This window comes from Streptomyces sp. NBC_00289 (genome assembly GCF_041435115.1).
In the GTDB taxonomy this organism is placed as follows: Bacteria; Actinomycetota; Actinomycetes; order Streptomycetales; family Streptomycetaceae; genus Streptomyces.
On sequence record NZ_CP108046.1, the window covers coordinates 4,415,997 to 4,433,088 of the forward strand.

12 protein-coding genes and 1 tRNA gene are annotated in these 17,092 nt (G+C 67.2%); 2 read left to right on the forward strand and 11 right to left on the reverse strand.

The genetic code is table 11. From position 1 onward, the window contains the following. Window positions 1-69: 69 nt before the first annotated feature. The 11 genes from OG985_RS19995 to OG985_RS20045 all read right to left on the reverse strand — a co-directional run bounded on the left by OG985_RS19995 (window position 70) and on the right by OG985_RS20045 (window position 14,448). Window positions 70-3,969: a DNA-directed RNA polymerase subunit beta' gene (locus OG985_RS19995; RefSeq protein WP_371669698.1), complete on the reverse strand. Its 3,900-nt coding sequence runs from the start codon at window positions 3,967-3,969 to the stop codon at window positions 70-72. Between the two features lie 94 nt (window positions 3,970-4,063). Continuing rightward, window positions 4,064-7,549, reverse strand: a complete 3,486-nt coding sequence (gene rpoB, locus OG985_RS20000; protein ID WP_371669699.1) for a DNA-directed RNA polymerase subunit beta — start codon at window positions 7,547-7,549, stop codon at window positions 4,064-4,066. Window positions 7,550-8,176: 627 nt separating this feature from the next. Then, window positions 8,177-8,560 (reverse strand): 50S ribosomal protein L7/L12, encoded by a 384-nt coding sequence (rplL, locus tag OG985_RS20005; RefSeq protein ID WP_371669700.1) that lies wholly within the window; start codon window positions 8,558-8,560, stop codon window positions 8,177-8,179. Window positions 8,561-8,669: 109 nt separating this feature from the next. Then, window positions 8,670-9,200 (reverse strand): 50S ribosomal protein L10, encoded by a 531-nt coding sequence (gene rplJ / locus OG985_RS20010; protein ID WP_371669701.1) that lies wholly within the window; start codon window positions 9,198-9,200, stop codon window positions 8,670-8,672. 282 nt (window positions 9,201-9,482) lie between these two features. Further along, window positions 9,483-10,346 (reverse strand): LppX_LprAFG lipoprotein, encoded by an 864-nt coding sequence (locus OG985_RS20015; protein WP_371669702.1) that lies wholly within the window; start codon window positions 10,344-10,346, stop codon window positions 9,483-9,485. A 155-nt stretch (window positions 10,347-10,501) separates the two neighbouring features. Continuing rightward, window positions 10,502-11,452: a hypothetical protein gene (locus OG985_RS20020; RefSeq protein ID WP_371669703.1), complete on the reverse strand. Its 951-nt coding sequence runs from the start codon at window positions 11,450-11,452 to the stop codon at window positions 10,502-10,504. 136 nt (window positions 11,453-11,588) lie between these two features. Continuing rightward, window positions 11,589-12,314 (reverse strand): 50S ribosomal protein L1, encoded by a 726-nt coding sequence (gene rplA, locus OG985_RS20025; RefSeq protein ID WP_371669704.1) that lies wholly within the window; start codon window positions 12,312-12,314, stop codon window positions 11,589-11,591. Window positions 12,315-12,399: 85 nt separating this feature from the next. Then, entirely contained in the window at window positions 12,400-12,834 is a 435-nt protein-coding gene (gene rplK / locus OG985_RS20030; RefSeq protein WP_005481290.1) for a 50S ribosomal protein L11, read from the reverse strand. Window positions 12,835-13,027: 193 nt separating this feature from the next. Then, window positions 13,028-13,903: a transcription termination/antitermination protein NusG gene (nusG, locus tag OG985_RS20035; protein WP_371669705.1), complete on the reverse strand. Its 876-nt coding sequence runs from the start codon at window positions 13,901-13,903 to the stop codon at window positions 13,028-13,030. 77 nt (window positions 13,904-13,980) lie between these two features. Next, entirely contained in the window at window positions 13,981-14,265 is a 285-nt protein-coding gene (gene secE, locus OG985_RS20040) for a preprotein translocase subunit SecE (protein ID WP_371669706.1), read from the reverse strand. A 110-nt stretch (window positions 14,266-14,375) separates the two neighbouring features. Next, window positions 14,376-14,448 (reverse strand) — tRNA-Trp (locus OG985_RS20045). A gap of 249 nt (window positions 14,449-14,697) precedes the next feature. On the opposite strand from OG985_RS20045, the gene OG985_RS20050 reads away from it, so the two are divergent. Together OG985_RS20050 and OG985_RS20055 are read left to right on the forward strand one after the other, a co-directional pair. Then, entirely contained in the window at window positions 14,698-15,924 is a 1,227-nt protein-coding gene (locus OG985_RS20050; RefSeq protein WP_371669707.1) for a pyridoxal phosphate-dependent aminotransferase, read from the forward strand. Between the two features lie 135 nt (window positions 15,925-16,059). Further along, window positions 16,060-17,091, forward strand: a complete 1,032-nt coding sequence (locus OG985_RS20055) for an adenosine deaminase (protein WP_371669708.1) — start codon at window positions 16,060-16,062, stop codon at window positions 17,089-17,091. The last annotated feature ends 1 nt before the right edge of the window (window position 17,092 follow it).

Below are 17,092 nucleotides of genomic sequence, written 5' to 3' on the forward strand. Positions count from 1 at the left end.
CCGGACACGCCCGAAGGGCGCCCACCCCGTACGAGACGGGGTGGGCGCCCTTCGGTTCAAGCTGCTCGCTTACTGGTTGTACGGACCGTAGTCGTAGTCCTCCAGCGGAACGGCCTGGCCGGAGCCGGTGCCGAACGGCGAGTAGTCGATGTCGTCGTAGCCGACGGCCGAGTACATCGCGGCCTTGGCCTCCTCGGTCGGCTCGACCCGGATGTTGCGGTAGCGGGACAGACCCGTACCGGCCGGGATGAGCTTACCGATGATGACGTTCTCCTTGAGGCCGATGAGGCTGTCGGACTTGGCGTTGATCGCCGCGTCCGTCAGCACTCGGGTCGTCTCCTGGAAGGAGGCGGCCGACAGCCAGGACTCCGTCGCCAGCGAGGCCTTGGTGATACCCATCAGCTGCGGACGGCCGGAGGCCGGGTGGCCGCCTTCCTGGACCACACGACGGTTCTCGGTCTCGAACTTCGAACGCTCGACCAGCTCGCCGGGCAGCAGCTCCGCGTCGCCCGACTCGATGATCGTCACCCGGCGCAGCATCTGCCGGATGATGATCTCGATGTGCTTGTCGTGGATCGACACACCCTGCGAGTTGTAGACCTTCTGGACCTCGCCGACCAGGTGGACCTGGACGGCACGCTGACCCAGGATGCGCAGCACGTCGTGCGGGTTGGTGGCACCCACGGTGAGCTTCTGGCCCACCTCGACGTGCTCGCCCTCGCTGACCAGGAGTCGGGCGCGCTTGGAGATCGGGAACGCCGTCTCCTCGCTGCCGTCGTCCGGCGTGATGACGATCTTCTTGGTCTTCTCGGTCTCCTCGATCCGCACGCGGCCGGAGGCCTCGGAGATCGGGGCGACACCCTTCGGGGTACGGGCCTCGAAGAGCTCGACGACACGCGGCAGACCCTGCGTGATGTCGTCACCGGCCACACCACCGGTGTGGAAGGTACGCATCGTCAGCTGGGTACCGGGCTCACCGATGGACTGGGCGGCGATGATGCCGACCGCCTCACCGATGTCGACCAGCTTGCCGGTGGCCAGGGAGCGGCCGTAGCACATGGCACAGGTGCCGACGTGCGACTCGCAGGTCAGGATCGAACGCGTCTTGACCTCCTCGACACCGTGGCGCACGAGCTGGTCGATGAGCACGTCGCCCAGGTCCACGTTGGCCGGCGCGATCACCTTGCCGTCGATGACGACGTCCTCGGCGAGCATCCGGGCGTAGACGCTGGTCTCCACGTCCTCCGCCTTGCGCAGCACGCCACTGGCGTCCTTCGAGGCGATCCGCAGCTTCAGACCGCGCTCGGTGCCGCAGTCCTCCTCGCGGATGATGACGTCCTGCGAGACGTCCACCAGACGACGGGTCAGGTAACCCGAGTCGGCGGTACGCAGGGCGGTGTCCGCGAGACCCTTACGGGCACCGTGGGTGGAGATGAAGTACTCGAGGACGGACAGACCCTCACGGAAGGACGCCTTGATCGGACGCGGAATCGTCTCGTTCTTGGCGTTCGACACCAGACCGCGCATACCGGCGATCTGACGCATCTGCATCATGTTTCCTCGGGCACCCGAGTCGACCATCATGAAGATGGGGTTCGTCTTCGGGAAGTTCGCGTTCATCGCCTCGGCAACCTCGTTGGTCGCCTTGGTCCAGATCGCGATGAGCTCCTGCGTGCGCTCGTCCTTGGTGATCAGACCGCGCTCGTACTGCTTCTGGACCTTCTCGTCCTGCGCCTCGTACCCCTTGACGATCTCCTTCTTCGCCTCGGGAACGACGACGTCGGAGATGGCCACGGTGACACCGGAGCGGGTCGCCCAGAAGAAGCCGGCCGCCTTCAGGTTGTCGAGCGTCGCCGCCACGATGACCTTGGGGTAGCGCTCGGCCAGGTCGTTGACGATCTCGGAGAGCTGCTTCTTGCCCACCGAGTAGTCGACGAACGGGTAGTCCTCGGGCAGCAGCTCGTTGAAGAGCGCGCGGCCCAGGGTCGTCCGCAGGCGGAAGGAGTCACCCTGCTGCCACTCCGGCTCACCCTCCTCCTGCGCCGGCGGGGTCCAGCCGCGCGGCGGGATGGTGCCCACCGGGAAGCGGATGTCGATCGCCGACTGGAGCGCGAGCTCGCCGTTGTCGAACGCCATGGTCGCCTCGGCGGAGGAGCCGAACGCACGGCCCTCACCCTTGACGTCACGCAGTTCACCGTCGGTGGTGAGGAAGAACAGACCGAGGACCATGTCCTGGGTCGGCATCGTCACCGGACGGCCGTCGGCGGGCTTGAGGATGTTGTTCGAGGACAGCATCAGGATGCGGGCCTCGGCCTGCGCCTCCGCGGAGAGCGGCAGGTGGACGGCCATCTGGTCACCGTCGAAGTCCGCGTTGAACGCGGTGCAGACGAGCGGGTGGATCTGGATGGCCTTGCCCTCGACCAGCTGCGGCTCGAAGGCCTGGATGCCGAGGCGGTGCAGCGTCGGCGCACGGTTCAGCAGAACCGGGTGCTCGGCGATGACCTCTTCCAGGACGTCGTACACGACCGTGCGGCCGCGCTCGACCATCCGCTTGGCGCTCTTGATGTTCTGCGCGTGGTTCAGGTCGACCAGGCGCTTCATCACGAACGGCTTGAAGAGCTCCAGTGCCATGGCCTTCGGCAGACCGCACTGGTGCAGCTTCAGCTGCGGACCGACGACGATCACGGAACGCGCGGAGTAGTCCACACGCTTGCCGAGCAGGTTCTGACGGAAACGACCCTGCTTGCCCTTGAGCATGTCGGACAGCGACTTCAGCGGACGGTTGCCGGGGCCCGTGACCGGGCGACCACGACGGCCGTTGTCGAAGAGCGCGTCGACGGCCTCCTGGAGCATGCGCTTCTCGTTGTTCACGATGATCTCGGGCGCGCCGAGGTCGAGAAGCCGCTTCAGACGGTTGTTGCGGTTGATCACGCGGCGGTACAGGTCGTTCAGGTCGGAGGTCGCGAAGCGGCCACCGTCCAGCTGCACCATCGGACGCAGGTCCGGCGGGATGACCGGCACGCAGTCGAGCACCATGCCCTTGGGGCTGTTGCTGGTCTGCAGGAACGCGGAGACGACCTTGAGGCGCTTGAGCGCACGGGTCTTCTTCTGGCCCTTGCCGGTGCGGATGATCTCGCGAAGGCGCTCGGCCTCCTCGTCGAGGTCGAAGGACTCCAGGCGCTTCTGCAGCGCCGCGGCACCCATCGAACCGTCGAAGTACGTGCCGAAGCGGTCCCGCAGCTCGCGGTAGAGCAGCTCGTCGCCCTCGAGGTCCTGGACCTTGAGGTTCTTGAACCGGGTCCACACCTCGTCGAGACGGTCGATCTCGCGCTGCGCACGGTCGCGCAGCTGCTTCATCTCGCGCTCGGCGCCTTCGCGCACCTTGCGGCGCACGTCGGCCTTGGCACCCTCGGCCTCGAGCTCGGCCAGGTCGGTCTCGAGCTTCTTGGCGCGGGCCTCGAGGTCCGCGTCGCGGCGGTTCTCGACCTGCTGACGCTCGACGGAGACGTGCGCCTCCAGCGAGGGCAGATCACGCGTGCGACGCTCGTCGTCGACGTACGTGATCATGTACGCCGCGAAGTAGATGACCTTCTCGAGGTCCTTCGGGGCCAGGTCGAGCAGGTAGCCCAGACGCGACGGGACGCCCTTGAAGTACCAGATGTGGGTGACGGGAGCGGCCAGCTCGATGTGGCCCATCCGCTCACGGCGCACCTTGGCGCGAGTGACCTCGACGCCACAGCGCTCACAGATGATGCCCTTGAACCGGACACGCTTGTACTTGCCGCAGTAGCACTCCCAGTCCCGGGTCGGACCGAAGATCTTCTCGCAGAAGAGTCCGTCCTTTTCGGGCTTGAGCGTGCGGTAGTTGATCGTCTCGGGCTTCTTGACCTCGCCGTGGCTCCACTGACGGATGTCGTCAGCGGTGGCCAGACCGATCCGGAGCTCGTCGAAGAAGTTGACGTCGAGCACTATGCGTCAATCCCTCTCAGGGTTGTAAGTCATGGGGTCTGATACGGGGGTCCTGGGGCCGGAGGCCTTCATCGCGAAGGCCTCCGAACTCCCGTCAGACCTCTTCGACGCTGCTCGGCTCACGCCGGGACAGGTCGATGCCAAGCTCCTCCGCTGCGCGGAAGACGTCCTCGTCGGTGTCGCGCATCTCGATGGACATGCCGTCCGAGGACAGCACCTCCACGTTGAGGCACAGGGACTGCATCTCCTTGATGAGCACCTTGAAGGACTCGGGGATGCCGGGCTCGGGGATGTTCTCGCCCTTGACGATGGCCTCGTAGACCTTCACGCGACCGGTGACGTCGTCGGACTTGATGGTCAGCAGCTCCTGGAGGGCGTACGCGGCGCCGTATGCCTCCAGCGCCCACACCTCCATCTCACCGAAGCGCTGGCCACCGAACTGGGCCTTACCACCCAGCGGCTGCTGGGTGATCATCGAGTACGGACCGGTCGACCGGGCGTGCAGCTTGTCGTCGACCAGGTGGTGGAGCTTGAGGATGTACATGTAGCCGACCGAGATCGGCTCCGGGAACGGCTCGCCGGAGCGGCCGTCGAACATCCTCGCCTTACCGGACGGCAGGACCATGCGGTCGCCGTCGCGGTTCGGGATGGTGTGGTTCAGCAGACCCGCGAGCTCGTCCTCACGCGCACCGTCGAAGACGGGGGTGGCGACGTTGGTACCGGGGTCGACCTGGTCGGCGCCGATGACCTGCAGGCGCTTCGCCCAGTCCTCGCCGAGCCCGGAGACGTCCCAGCCGCGGCTGGCGAGCCAGCCGAGGTGGATCTCCAGAACCTGTCCCGGGTTCATTCGGGACGGCACACCGAGCGGGTTCAGGATGATGTCGACCGGGGTCCCGTCCTCGAGGAACGGCATGTCCTCGATGGGCAGGATCTTGGAGATGACACCCTTGTTGCCGTGACGGCCGGCGAGCTTGTCACCGTCCGTGATCTTGCGCTTCTGCGCCACGTAGACCCGAACCAGCTGGTTCACGCCCGGCGGCAGCTCGTCGCCCTCTTCACGGTCGAAGACGCGGACGCCGATGACCTTGCCGATCTCGCCGTGCGGCACCTTCAGCGAGGTGTCACGGACCTCACGGGCCTTCTCACCGAAGATCGCGCGCAGCAGGCGCTCCTCCGGGGTCAGCTCGGTCTCGCCCTTGGGAGTGACCTTGCCGACGAGGATGTCGCCGGCGACGACCTCGGCACCGATACGGATGATGCCGCGCTCGTCGAGGTCGGCGAGGACCTCCTCGGAGACGTTCGGGATGTCCCGGGTGATCTCCTCGGGGCCGAGCTTGGTGTCACGGGCGTCGACCTCGTGCTCCTCGATGTGGATCGAGGAGAGGACGTCGTCCTGCACGAGGCGCTGCGACAGGATGATCGCGTCCTCGTAGTTGTGACCCTCCCACGGCATGAACGCCACGAGCAGGTTCTTGCCCAGCGCCATCTCGCCGTTCTCGGTGGCCGGACCGTCGGCGAGGACCTGACCGGTGATGATCCGGTCGCCCTCGTTGACGATGACCTTCTGGTTCACCGAGGTGCCCTGGTTGGAGCGCGAGAACTTCGCGAGGCGGTACGTGATGTACGTGCCGTCGTCGTTGGCGGTGGTGATGTAGTCCGCGGAGACCTCCTGGACCACACCGTCCTTCTCGGCCTTGACCACGTCGCCGGCGTCGACGGCGGAGCGGTACTCCATGCCGGTGCCGACGAGCGGGGCCTCGCTCTTGATGAGCGGCACGGCCTGGCGCATCATGTTCGCGCCCATGAGGGCACGGTTGGCGTCGTCGTGCTCGAGGAACGGGATCATGGCGGTCGCGACCGACACCATCTGGCGCGGCGAGACGTCCATGTAGTCCACGTCGTCACCGGCGACGTAGTCGACCTCGCCGCCACGGCGGCGGACCAGGACGCGGTTCTCGGTGAAGCGCATGTCGTCGTCGAGCGTGGCGTTGGCCTGCGCGATGACGAACCGGTCCTCTTCGTCGGCCGTGAGGTAGTCGACCTCGTCGGTGACGATTCCGTCGGTGACCCGGCGGTACGGCGTCTCGACGAAGCCGAACGCGTTGACCCGGCCGTAGGAGGCGAGCGAGCCGATCAGACCGATGTTCGGGCCTTCGGGCGTCTCGATCGGGCACATGCGGCCGTAGTGCGACGGGTGCACGTCACGGACCTCGAAGCCGGCCCGCTCACGGGAGAGACCACCCGGGCCAAGAGCCGACAGACGGCGCTTGTGGGTGAGACCCGACAGCGGGTTGTTCTGGTCCATGAACTGCGACAGCTGGCTGGTGCCGAAGAACTCCTTGATGGAGGCGACGACCGGCCGGATGTTGATCAGGGTCTGCGGCGTGATCGCCTCGACGTCCTGAGTCGTCATGCGCTCGCGGACGACCCGCTCCATACGCGCCAGACCCGTACGGACCTGGTTCTGGATGAGCTCGCCGACGCTGCGCAGGCGACGGTTGCCGAAGTGGTCGATGTCGTCGGTCTCGACGACGATCGTCTGACCGCTGTCGGAGGTCGTCTCGGTCTCGCCGGCGTGCAGCTTCACCAGGTACTTGATCGTCGAGATGATGTCCTCGACGGTCAGGACGCCCGCGTCCAGCGGAGCGTCCGCACCCAGCTTCTTGTTGACCTTGTAACGGCCGACCTTGGCGAGGTCGTAGCGCTTGGGGTTGAAGTAGAGGTTCTCGAGCAGCGTCTGCGCGGCCTCACGGGTCGGGGGCTCGCCCGGACGCAGCTTGCGGTAGATGTCGAGCAGCGCGTCGTCCTGGCCCTGGGTGTGGTCCTTCTCCAGGGTGGCGCGCATGGACTCGTACTCGCCGAACTCCTCGATGATCTGCTCGGTCGTCCAGCCGAGGGCCTTGAGGAGGACGGTGACGGACTGCTTGCGCTTGCGGTCGATGCGGACACCGACCATGTCGCGCTTGTCGATCTCCATCTCCAGCCAGGCACCCCGGGACGGGATGATCTTGGAGGAGAAGATGTCCTTGTCGGACGTCTTGTCGATCGAGGAGTCGAAGTAGACGCCCGGCGAGCGGACCAGCTGCGACACCACGACACGCTCGGTGCCGTTGATGACGAAGGTGCCCTTGTTGGTCATGAGCGGGAAGTCGCCCATGAAGACCGTCTGGGACTTGATCTCGCCGGTCTCGTTGTTGGTGAACTCGGCGGTGACGAAGAGCGGGGCGGCGAACGTGAAGTCGCGCTCCTTGCACTCGTCGATGGAGTTCTTCGGAGGCTCGAAGCGGTGGTCACGGAACGTCAGGGACATCGACCCGGAGAAGTCCTCGATCGGGGAGATCTCCTCGAAGATCTCCTCCAGACCTGACTTCCTGGGGACGTCCTGTCCACTGTCCAGAGCCGCCTCGACACGAGCCTTCCACGCGTCGTTGCCGAGCAGCCAGTCGAAACTTTCGGTCTGCAGCGCAAGAAGGTTCGGAACCTCGAGGGGCTCCTTGATCTTTGCAAAGGAGATGCGCAGCGGGGCGGTGCTGGCGCCGTTGTTCATATTCGCGGTCGAGGCAGTGCGCGAGGCGGCCAAGAGGGGGTCCTTCCGAGGGCTCGGACTCACTACGCGCGTACCGGTCCCTCTCCGGCGCACAGGGACAGACGTTTCCTTCACGGGCCAGAAGTGGCCAGGTCAGGGACGGTCCGGTCGTCTGTGCTCAAGTGAGGGCATGCCCCTGGTGACGGGCAGGGAGCAGCTAACAGGCAGCGCAAAGGGTCAGTGTAGCCACTCGGCACACTGATGTCCAATGCGGGTTTTTCGAGACCCTCGTTGTTCCCGACACCTGCGCAAGCCCACGCCCTCAATGCACGTTGATACTGCCCTCTTCGCCATCGATCCATGCCTCGGACCCGGATCCTTGTGACGACGCGTCCTGAGAATTGCGCGCTGCGTGCGGTTCGTCAAGGCCCCACTGCCCAAACCTGGTGCTGCGACCGTCACGTGCCGCCGCCACCACGGGCACTCGGAGACACGACGATGATCACCATACTCCGCGCACCTCTCCCCGCAAGGCTGCCGCAACCGGCCTCCCCTGAACGCCGAAGAGCGACCACCCAGATGGATGATCGCTCTTCTGTGCGTCAGCGTTACAGGCCCCTTACGGGGCCTGTCGCCCGCGGCCGCAGCGGCCCGCGCGGGGCCGTGCGGTCGCGTGAGGTGTTACTTGACCTCGACGGAGGCGCCGGCGCCCTTGAGGGCCTCGGCGGCCTTCTCGGCGGCGTCCTTGGCGACCTTCTCGAGAACGGGCTTCGGGGCGCCGTCCACGAGGTCCTTGGCCTCCTTGAGACCCAGGGAGGTCAGCTCGCGCACGACCTTGATGACCTGGATCTTCTTCTCGCCGGCACCGGTGAGGACGACGTCGAACTCGTCCTGCTCCTCGGCAACCTCAGCGGCGGCGGCCGGGCCGGCCGGGGCAGCGGCGACCGCGGCGGCGGCGGTGACGTCGAACTTCTCCTCGAACGCCTTCACGAACTCGGAGAGCTCGATGAGGGTGAGGGTCTCGAACTGCTCGAGCAGCTCTTCCTGGGACAGCTTCGTCGCCATGTGGGCGATCCTTCCACTAATTCGGCTGGTGCCGATGTACATGTGAGGCGGGCGTACGTTCGGCCCGCTGCGACCGTCGCCTCAGGCGGCGGTCAATGCGCGAGCCGAGTTACTCGGCACCGCCCTGCTCGGCCAGCTTGACCCGAAGCGCCTCCGCGGTGCGGACGAACTTCGAGGGCAGCGCCTGGAAGAGCGAGGCAGCCTGGGACTGCTTGCCCTTGAAGGCACCCGCCAGCTTGGCGAGCAGAACCTCGCGGGACTCGAGGTCCGCGAGCTTCTTGATCTCGTCGGCGGAGAGCGCCTTGCCGTCAAGGACACCGCCCTTGATGACGAGGTTCGGGTTGTCCTTGGCAAAGTCACGAAGACCCTTCGCCGACGTCACCGGGTCACCGGTGATGAAGGCGACCGCCGTCGGACCGTTGAACAGGTCGTCGAGCGTCGAGATCCCGGCCTCGTTGGCCGCAATCTTGGTCAGCGTGTTCTTCACCACGGCGTACTGGGCGTCTTCACCGAGCGAACGACGCAGCGTCTTGAGCTGCGACACGGTGAGACCCCGGTACTCGGTCAGCACGGCGGCGTTCGAGCTGCGGAACTGGTCCGCGAGCTCGGCTACCGCGGCAGCCTTGTCGGGCCTTGCCATAGAGCGTCGGCCTCCTTCCGGGTGATGAGGACCGCTCGCAAGGGGCCGGGGAAAACGAAACGCCCCGGCGCAGGCGCACGGGGCGTGACTCGACCGGTGTCCGCAGCGTGAGCGGCGGTACCGGGAGTTCATCCACAGTCACCTGCGCGGGTCGTCCGCAGTTCTACGGATCCTTCGGCCACCGCACCCTCTTGCGAGCGCACAGCGACGACCAGCGGTCTTTGGCTTCTTCAGGAGAGTACGTGACCGGCTCGCCGCGAGGCAAATCCGGTCGTGCGAGCCTCAGCTCTCGGCGCCGGAGGCGTCCTTCATCATCTCCGCGAGGTCGACCGTGTCCTTGGCGGGTGGGGCGGTGACCGTCACGGGCTTGTTGATGTCGAGGAAGGTGATGGTCATGTCGAGGGGGCCCTTGTCGGCGTCTCCGCGCATGCGGAACTTCTTGGTGTGGTCGTCGCCGTCGATCCACATGTCCATCACGAGCGAGTCGACGCCCATCTTCTCGTACTGCGCGATGCTCTTCTCGCGGGTCTTGCGGGTGGCCTTGTCCTTGCCCTTGAGGGAGGCCTCGAGCTCGTCGAGGGTGACGTTGCCCTGGTAGTGGGTGGTCTTCACCCCGTCGACGGTCTCGGTGCCGACCTTCTTCACGTCCTTGGAGCCGGTGAGGAAGGTGGACTCGGTCGCCGGGTTCTGGTCGGCCTGGCCGGCCCCGAGCTGGGCGGGGTTCAGCTGCTTGTCGGCGCCGAGCGCGGACATGTCGAACTTGATCCAGCTCTTGCCGTCCATCTCCTTGGCGGCCTGGGCGCCCCCGCCGATGTACATGGCCTTGTCGACGAGCCGGATCTCCACCTTGCCGTCGGCGCCCTTGTCCTGAGCGGTGATCTTCATGCTCATCGCCGGCGGCTTGACGCTCATCGCCGCCTCGCCGTTCACCCGGCCCGCGTCCGGAACCTTGCCGGTCATCGTGTAGCGGAAGGACGTGATGGTCTCGGCGTTCTTCGCGGCCTTGGCGACGGCCGCGGCCGGCTCCATGGCGGGCGACTCGTCGTCGCCCTTGGCACACCCGACCGCACCGCCCGCGAGGGCCAGGGCGGCGAGGCCGGCACCCGCCGCGCGACGGCGTGCGGAACCACGTACGGAAGTCTTCAAGATTCCCCCCAAGGAATGCATGGCTGATACACAGCAAGGCCGAGAGCCTATCCCAGGGGACTCGAATGGTCTTCCGAATTCCCCCTGTTCGCAGGCGACTTCGGCCCTCCCTGCCGGCCCCCTGGCCCGCGGGCGCCCGGGGTCGCCGGAGCGGCTCAGGACGTCGCGCCGGTCCCGCCGGTCGCGCCCTGCTGCCGCATCAGCGCCGTGAAGTCCTCGGTGTCGCCGGCCGGCGGCTCCTCGGCCGAGACCCGCACCCCGTAGTCGCTGTAGTAGGCGGTCTGGGTCAGCTCCCCGGTCGTCATCCGGCCCTTCTCGACCTTCTTGACCAGCAGGTTCCGGTCGTTGACCCAGATGTCGACGGTCTCGGTCGTGACCCCGGCCTGCTCGAGCTGCTTCTTCAGGTCGGCCAGCTTGCTCTTGTCGAGGCCGGAGTTCGCACCGGTCAGCTCGGCGACGTCGACCGTGCCCGAGTAGTGCGTGGTGTCCTCACCGCGCACCTTCTCCGTGCCGGTCTTCCGTACGTCCCCGGAGGCCAGCAGGAGCTTCACCGACTGGTTGGGGGTGGTGTTCTGCATCTGGTCCTTGAGGTAGGCGCCGGAGCTGCCGCCGAGTGCCTCGAGTTCGTCGTACGGGTATCGGATCCAGTGCTTGCCGCCCGTCTGCGCGGCGAACTTCTCGCCCATCCTGGCGTAGTAGGCGTCGGGCAGGTAGCGCGCCTCCATGGACGTGCTGCCGAGCCTGCGCATCGTGTCGGCGATCGTGCCGCCGGTGTACGTGATGGTCAGGGTGCCGGAGAGGCCGTCGCCCCAGCCGAGGGCGCCGTCGGCCGTCATGGACATCAGCGAGCCCATGGTGGTGGTCGACTCGACCTTGGCGGAGTCGGCCGCGTCGGTGGACTTCTCCGCGGTGCGCAGGGCGGCCATGGGACTGAGACGCGCGGAGCCCCCGCCCGAGGTCCCGCCGGACCCCTGGTCGCCCGTGCCGGAGTTCCCGGATCTCCCGGAGGAGTTAGGGGAGTCGGCGGAGTTGCAGGCGGCCACTGCGGTCAGCGCGGTCAGTGCCGCTATGGACAGGGTCACGCGGCGCACGGTCGTGCTCTTCATTCGTCCCACCCCTATGCGAATCCTGTGCCTGCCCGCACGCTAGCGCAGGGCACCGACACCCGTACCGACAAAGGGGACGGGCCCCGCAACCTCGAAGGTTGCGGGGCCCGTGACCGGATGTGGTGAGCCGTCAGGCTCAGACCGCGGCCGGGTCCTCCTCGACGAGGAGGTTGCGGGTGCGGTTCGAGTCGATCGGAATGCCGGGGCCGATCGTGGTGCTGATCGCGGCCTTCTTGATGTACCGACCCTTGGCGGCGGACGGCTTCAGACGGAGGATCTCCTCCAGCGCCGCGCCGTAGTTCTCCACCAGCTTGGTGTCGTCGAAGGACGTCTTGCCGATGATGAAGTGCAGGTTCGAGTGCTTGTCGACGCGGAACTCGATCTTGCCGCCCTTGATCTCGTTGACGGCCTTGACGACGTCCGGGGTCACGGTGCCGGTCTTGGGGTTCGGCATGAGACCACGGGGACCGAGCACGCGGCCGAGGCGGCCGACCTTGCCCATGAGGTCCGGGGTGGCGACGACGGCGTCGAAGTCCAGACGCCCCTTCGCCACCTCGTCGATGAGTTCGTCGGAGCCGACGATGTCGGCGCCCGCGGCACGCGCGGCCTCGGCACGGTCGCCGGTCGCGAAGACCAGGACCCGGGCGGTCTTGCCGGTGCCGTGCGGGAGGTTCACGGTGCCACGGACCATCTGGTCGGCCTTGCGCGGGTCGACACCCAGACGGAAGGCGACCTCGACGGTGCCGTCGAACTTGGACGTGGAGGTCTCCTTGGCGAGACGGACGGCCTCGAGCGGGGCGTAGAGCTTCTCCCGGTCGATCTTGGCGTCCGCAGCGCGGAGGGACTTGCTGCGCTTGCTCACTACTGCTCCTGTGTGTCTTGAGGAGTCGTGGTTGGGGCCGAGCAGGCCCTGCCACGGTGCTACGAAGGTGCTACGGGGCTGGGGATCAGCCCTCGACCGTGATGCCCATGGAACGGGCGGTGCCGGCGATGATCTTCGACGCGGCGTCCAGGTCGTTGGCGTTCAGGTCGGGGAGCTTAGTCGTGGCGATCTCACGGACCTGCGCCTCGGTGATCTTGGCGACCTTGGTCTTGTGCGGCTCGCCCGAGCCCTTCTCGACACCGGCGGCCTTGAGGATCATCTTCGCGGCCGGCGGGGTCTTGGTGACGAAGGTGAAGGAGCGGTCCTCGTAGACCGTGATCTCCACCGGGATCACCCAGCCACGCTGCGACTCGGTCGCCGCGTTGTAGGCCTTGCAGAACTCCATGATGTTCACGCCGTGCTGGCCCAGCGCGGGGCCGACCGGCGGGGCCGGGTTCGCCGCACCGGCGTTGATCTGGAGCTTGATGAGCCCCGTGACCTTCTTCTTCTTGGGAGGCATTCCGGGTCCTCTTTCGTTTTCGCCTACCTACGTCCGAGTCGCCCCGGACGGCTGCCTGCGCCCGGGCCAATGATCCGGATGGAGGCATACCGCACAACGATAACGGGTATCTGTGCGCGGCCAAAAACCGAGCAGGTCAGACCTGCTGCGAGAGCCTGTCTGACCTGCTCGGAAGACGTACGTCCAGAAGGTGCTAGTTCTTCTGGATCTGGTCGAAGGAGAGCTCGACGGGCGTCTCGCGCCCGAAGATCTCGACCAGGCCCTTGACCTTCTTGGAGTCGGGGTTGATCTCGTTGATGGTCGCCTGCAGCGTGGCGAACGGGCCGTCGGTGACGGTGACCGAGTCGCCCACCTCGAAGTCCAGCACCTGGACCTCGACCTTGCGCTGCGGAACCGGCTTGCCCTCGGCCTCGGCGGCCTCGCGGGCGGCCTTCTCCTCGGCCTCCGGGGCGAGCATCTTGACGATCTCGTCCAAGGTCAGCGGGTAGGGGTCGTAGGCGTTGCCCACGAAGCCGGTGACGCCGGGGGTGTTGCGGACGACGCCCCAGGACTCGTTCGTCAGGTCCATGCGCACCAGCACGTAGCCGGGGAGCTTGTTCTGGCGAATGGTCTTGCGCTCGCCGTTCTTGATCTGCGCGACCTCTTCCTGCGGCACCTCGGCCTGGAAGATGAAGTCCTCGACGTTCAGCGAGACGGCACGCTGCTCGAGGTTGGTCTTCACGCGGTTCTCGTAACCGGCGTAGGTGTGGATGACGTACCACTCGCCGGGCAGGAGGCGCAGTTCCTCGCGCAGGGCGGTGACGGGGTCGACCGGCTCCGGCTCTTCCGCCGGCTCCTCGGCCTCGTCGGCCTCATCGGAAACTGCCAGGTCGGCAGCGTCGACGTCCTCGTCCTCGACGTCCTCGCCGGACTCGTCCTCGACGTGGAGGGCGGTCTCCTCGGCGGGCTCGCCCAGTGCGGCTTCCGCAGCCTCGAACTCGTCTGCCTCGTCCGCGCCCTCGACGATGTCGAGTTCGTCATCCACGGACTCGTCCGGCTCGACGGCCTCGTTCACGTTCGGGTCAGACACGGTGGCTGCTTCTTCCTCGTTACATGGGGGTGGAACACGCGAAAGGGGCGCCGGTGACGGCGCCCTTCGCTCTTGGCTCAGCCGAAGACGTACTTGGCGGCGTGATCGAGCCCATAGTCAATCACGGTGACCAGGCCGATCATGATGATGACGAAGACGATCACCACGGTCGTGTAGGTCGTCAGCTGGTTGCGCGAAGGCCATACGACCTTGCGGAGCTCCGCGACCACCTGACGGTAGAACAGCGCGAGGCGCTTCAGCGGGCCCTTCTTCGCGCGCTTGCCGCCCTTGCGAGTCTTCTTGGACTCCGGCGCCTCATCCTGGGCATCAGGCATGTCGATGGAGCCCACGGCGTCCGTCACTCGTCCTCACCTGATTCCGGGTCGTGGCCGTGCCGCGCCCGGTCTGAGCCGCACGGCGGTGCATTACTGTACGTGCATGCGCACACATCCTGGCGAAGGAGTGTGTGTAGCAGGGCCGGAGGGACTTGAACCCCCAACCGCTGGTTTTGGAGACCAGTGCTCTACCAATTGAGCTACGACCCTTTGTGTGTCCCCCAACGTACCGCATCCAACCGGGTGCACGGTGTGCACCGGCTGAGCGCAGCCCGCAGAAGGCCAACGAGGTGAGAGTGTACGTGGTCTGTGGCCGGGCGTCGAACAGAAAGCGCCCGTACGGGCCTTGTCCACGGAAGATCGCCCAGCATGGAGGGCGAATCCGGACGGTTGTTCAGTTGTTGTTCAGTCTGTGAAACCCGCGTGCCGGGGGCGTTTCCGGTCTGAAACGATGGGGCCATGAGCGCTGCAACCCCTCCCACCGAGCGCCGGGTCTCCGCCCGCGTCGGCGCGATCTCCGAGTCCGCCACCCTCGCCGTGGATGCCAAGGCCAAGGCCCTGAAGGCCGCCGGTCGTCCGGTGATCGGCTTCGGCGCCGGTGAACCGGACTTCCCGACCCCGGACTACATCGTCGAAGCCGCGATCGAGGCCTGCAAGAACCCCAAGTACCACCGCTACACGCCGGCCGGTGGTCTGCCCGAGCTGAAGGCCGCGATCGCCGCGAAGACCCTGCGCGACTCGAACTACGAGGTCGACCCCTCGCAGATCCTCGTCACCAACGGCGGCAAGCAGGCCATCTACGAGGCGTTCGCCGCGATCCTCGACCCGGGCGACGAGGTCATCGTCCCGGCTCCGTACTGGACGACGTACCCGGAGTCGATCCGTCTGGCCGGCGGTGTCCCCGTCGAGGTCGTCGCGGACGAGACGACCGGCTACCGCGTCTCGGTGGAGCAGCTGGAGGCGGCCCGCACGGAGAAGACGAAGGTCGTCCTGTTCGTCTCCCCCTCCAACCCGACCGGCGCGGTCTACAGCGCCGAGGACGCCGAGGCGCTCGGCCGCTGGGCCGTCGAGCACGGCCTGTGGGTGCTGACCGACGAGATCTACGAGCACCTCGTCTACGGCAACGCCACGTTCACCTCGCTGCCCGCGATCCTGCCGGAGCTGCGCGACAAGTGCATCGTGGTCAACGGCGTCGCGAAGACCTACGCCATGACCGGCTGGCGGGTCGGCTGGATCATCGGCCCGAAGGACGTCGTCAAGGCAGCGACGAACCTGCAGTCGCACGCCACGTCGAACGTGTCCAACGTGGCGCAGGTGGCGGCCCTGGCCGCGGTCTCCGGCGACCTGGACGCGGTCGCGAAGATGCGCGAGGCCTTCGACCGCCGCCGCAAGACGATCGTGCGCATGCTCAACGAGATCGAGGGCGTGCTCTGCCCGGAGCCCGAGGGCGCCTTCTACGCGTACCCCTCGGTGAAGGCGCTGATCGGCAAGGAGATCAGGGGCAGGCGCCCGCAGAACACGGTGGAGCTGGCCGCGCTGATCCTCGAGGAGGTCGAGGTCGCGGTCGTCCCGGGTGAGGCGTTCGGCACACCGGGCTACCTGCGGCTGTCGTACGCCCTGGGTGACGAGGACCTCGTCGAGGGCGTGAGCCGGATCCAGAAGCTGCTGGCGGAGGCCACGGACTGAGCCCGCTCACCGCGAGCGGGCCGGCGGGCCGTTTCCCTCGGGGAGGCGGCCCGCTTCTTCGTGTCTTCGTGCGAGCAAGACCACGATCGGGGAAAGCGCTACCGGGAGGGCGGGCAGGTGCGGCAGGATTCCGGAATGGAGCGTGTACGTGATGTCTCTGAGCTGCCCAAAGCCCATCTGCACCTGCACTTCACCGGGTCGATGCGTGCCACCACCGTGCTGGAACTGGCCGACAAGCACGGCGTGCGGCTGCCCGACGCGCTGACCGGGGCGCTGACCAGCGGGGAGCCACCGAAGCTGCGGGCCACCGACGAGCGGGGCTGGTTCCGCTTCCAGCGCCTGTACGACGCGGCGCGCTCGTGCGTGCGGGAGCCGGAGGACATCCAGCGCCTGGTGCGGGAGGCCGCGGAGGAGGACGTCAAGGACGGCTCCGGCTGGCTGGAGATCCAGGTGGACCCGACGTCGTACGCCCCTCGGCTGGGCGGTCTGATCCCGGCGCTGGAGATCATCCTGGACGCGGTGCGGACGACGTCGCGCGAGACGGGCCTCGGCATGCGGGTCCTGGTCGCCGCGAACCGTATGAAGCACCCCCTGGACGCCCGGACGCTGGCCCGCCTGGCCGTGCGCTACGCGGATCAGGGAGTGGTCGGCTTCGGCCTGTCGAACGACGAACGCCGGGGCATGGCGCGGGACTTCGACCGTGCCTTCGCCATCGCGCGGGAGGGTGGCCTGCTGTCCGCCCCGCACGGCGGCGAGCTGACCGGCCCCGCGTCCGTGCGCGACTGCCTGGACGACCTGCACGCGGACCGGCTGGGCCACGGGGTGCGGGCGGCGGAGGACCCACGCCTGCTGAAACGGCTGGCGGACCGGGGGATCACCTGCGAGGTCTGCCCGGCGTCGAACGTGGCCCTCGGCGTGTACGAGAAGCCGGCGGACGTCCCCCTGCGGACCTTGTTCGACGCCGGGGTGCCTCTGGCGCTGGGCGCCGACGACCCCCTGCTGTTCGGCTCCCGCCTGGCGGCCCAGTACGAGATCGCCCGCCGCCACCACGCGTTCACCGACGCGGAGCTGGCGGAACTGGCCCGCCAGTCGATCCGGGCCTCGGCGGCACCCGAGGACATGCGGGAGAAGCTGCTGGCCGGCGTGGACGACTGGCTGACCGCCTGAG

Coding starts and splice junctions, on each gene's coding strand:
- rplL (WP_371669700.1), bottom strand. CDS start 8,560: ATGGCGACGAAGCTGTCCCAGGAAGAGCTGCTCGAGCAGTTCGAGACC.
- rplJ (WP_371669701.1), bottom strand. CDS start 9,200: ATGGCAAGGCCCGACAAGGCTGCCGCGGTAGCCGAGCTCGCGGACCAG.
- OG985_RS20020 (WP_371669703.1), bottom strand. CDS start 11,452: ATGAAGAGCACGACCGTGCGCCGCGTGACCCTGTCCATAGCGGCACTG.
- rplK (WP_005481290.1), bottom strand. CDS start 12,834: ATGCCTCCCAAGAAGAAGAAGGTCACGGGGCTCATCAAGCTCCAGATC.
- OG985_RS20050 (WP_371669707.1), top strand. CDS start 14,698: ATGAGCGCTGCAACCCCTCCCACCGAGCGCCGGGTCTCCGCCCGCGTC.
- OG985_RS20055 (WP_371669708.1), top strand. CDS start 16,060: ATGGAGCGTGTACGTGATGTCTCTGAGCTGCCCAAAGCCCATCTGCAC.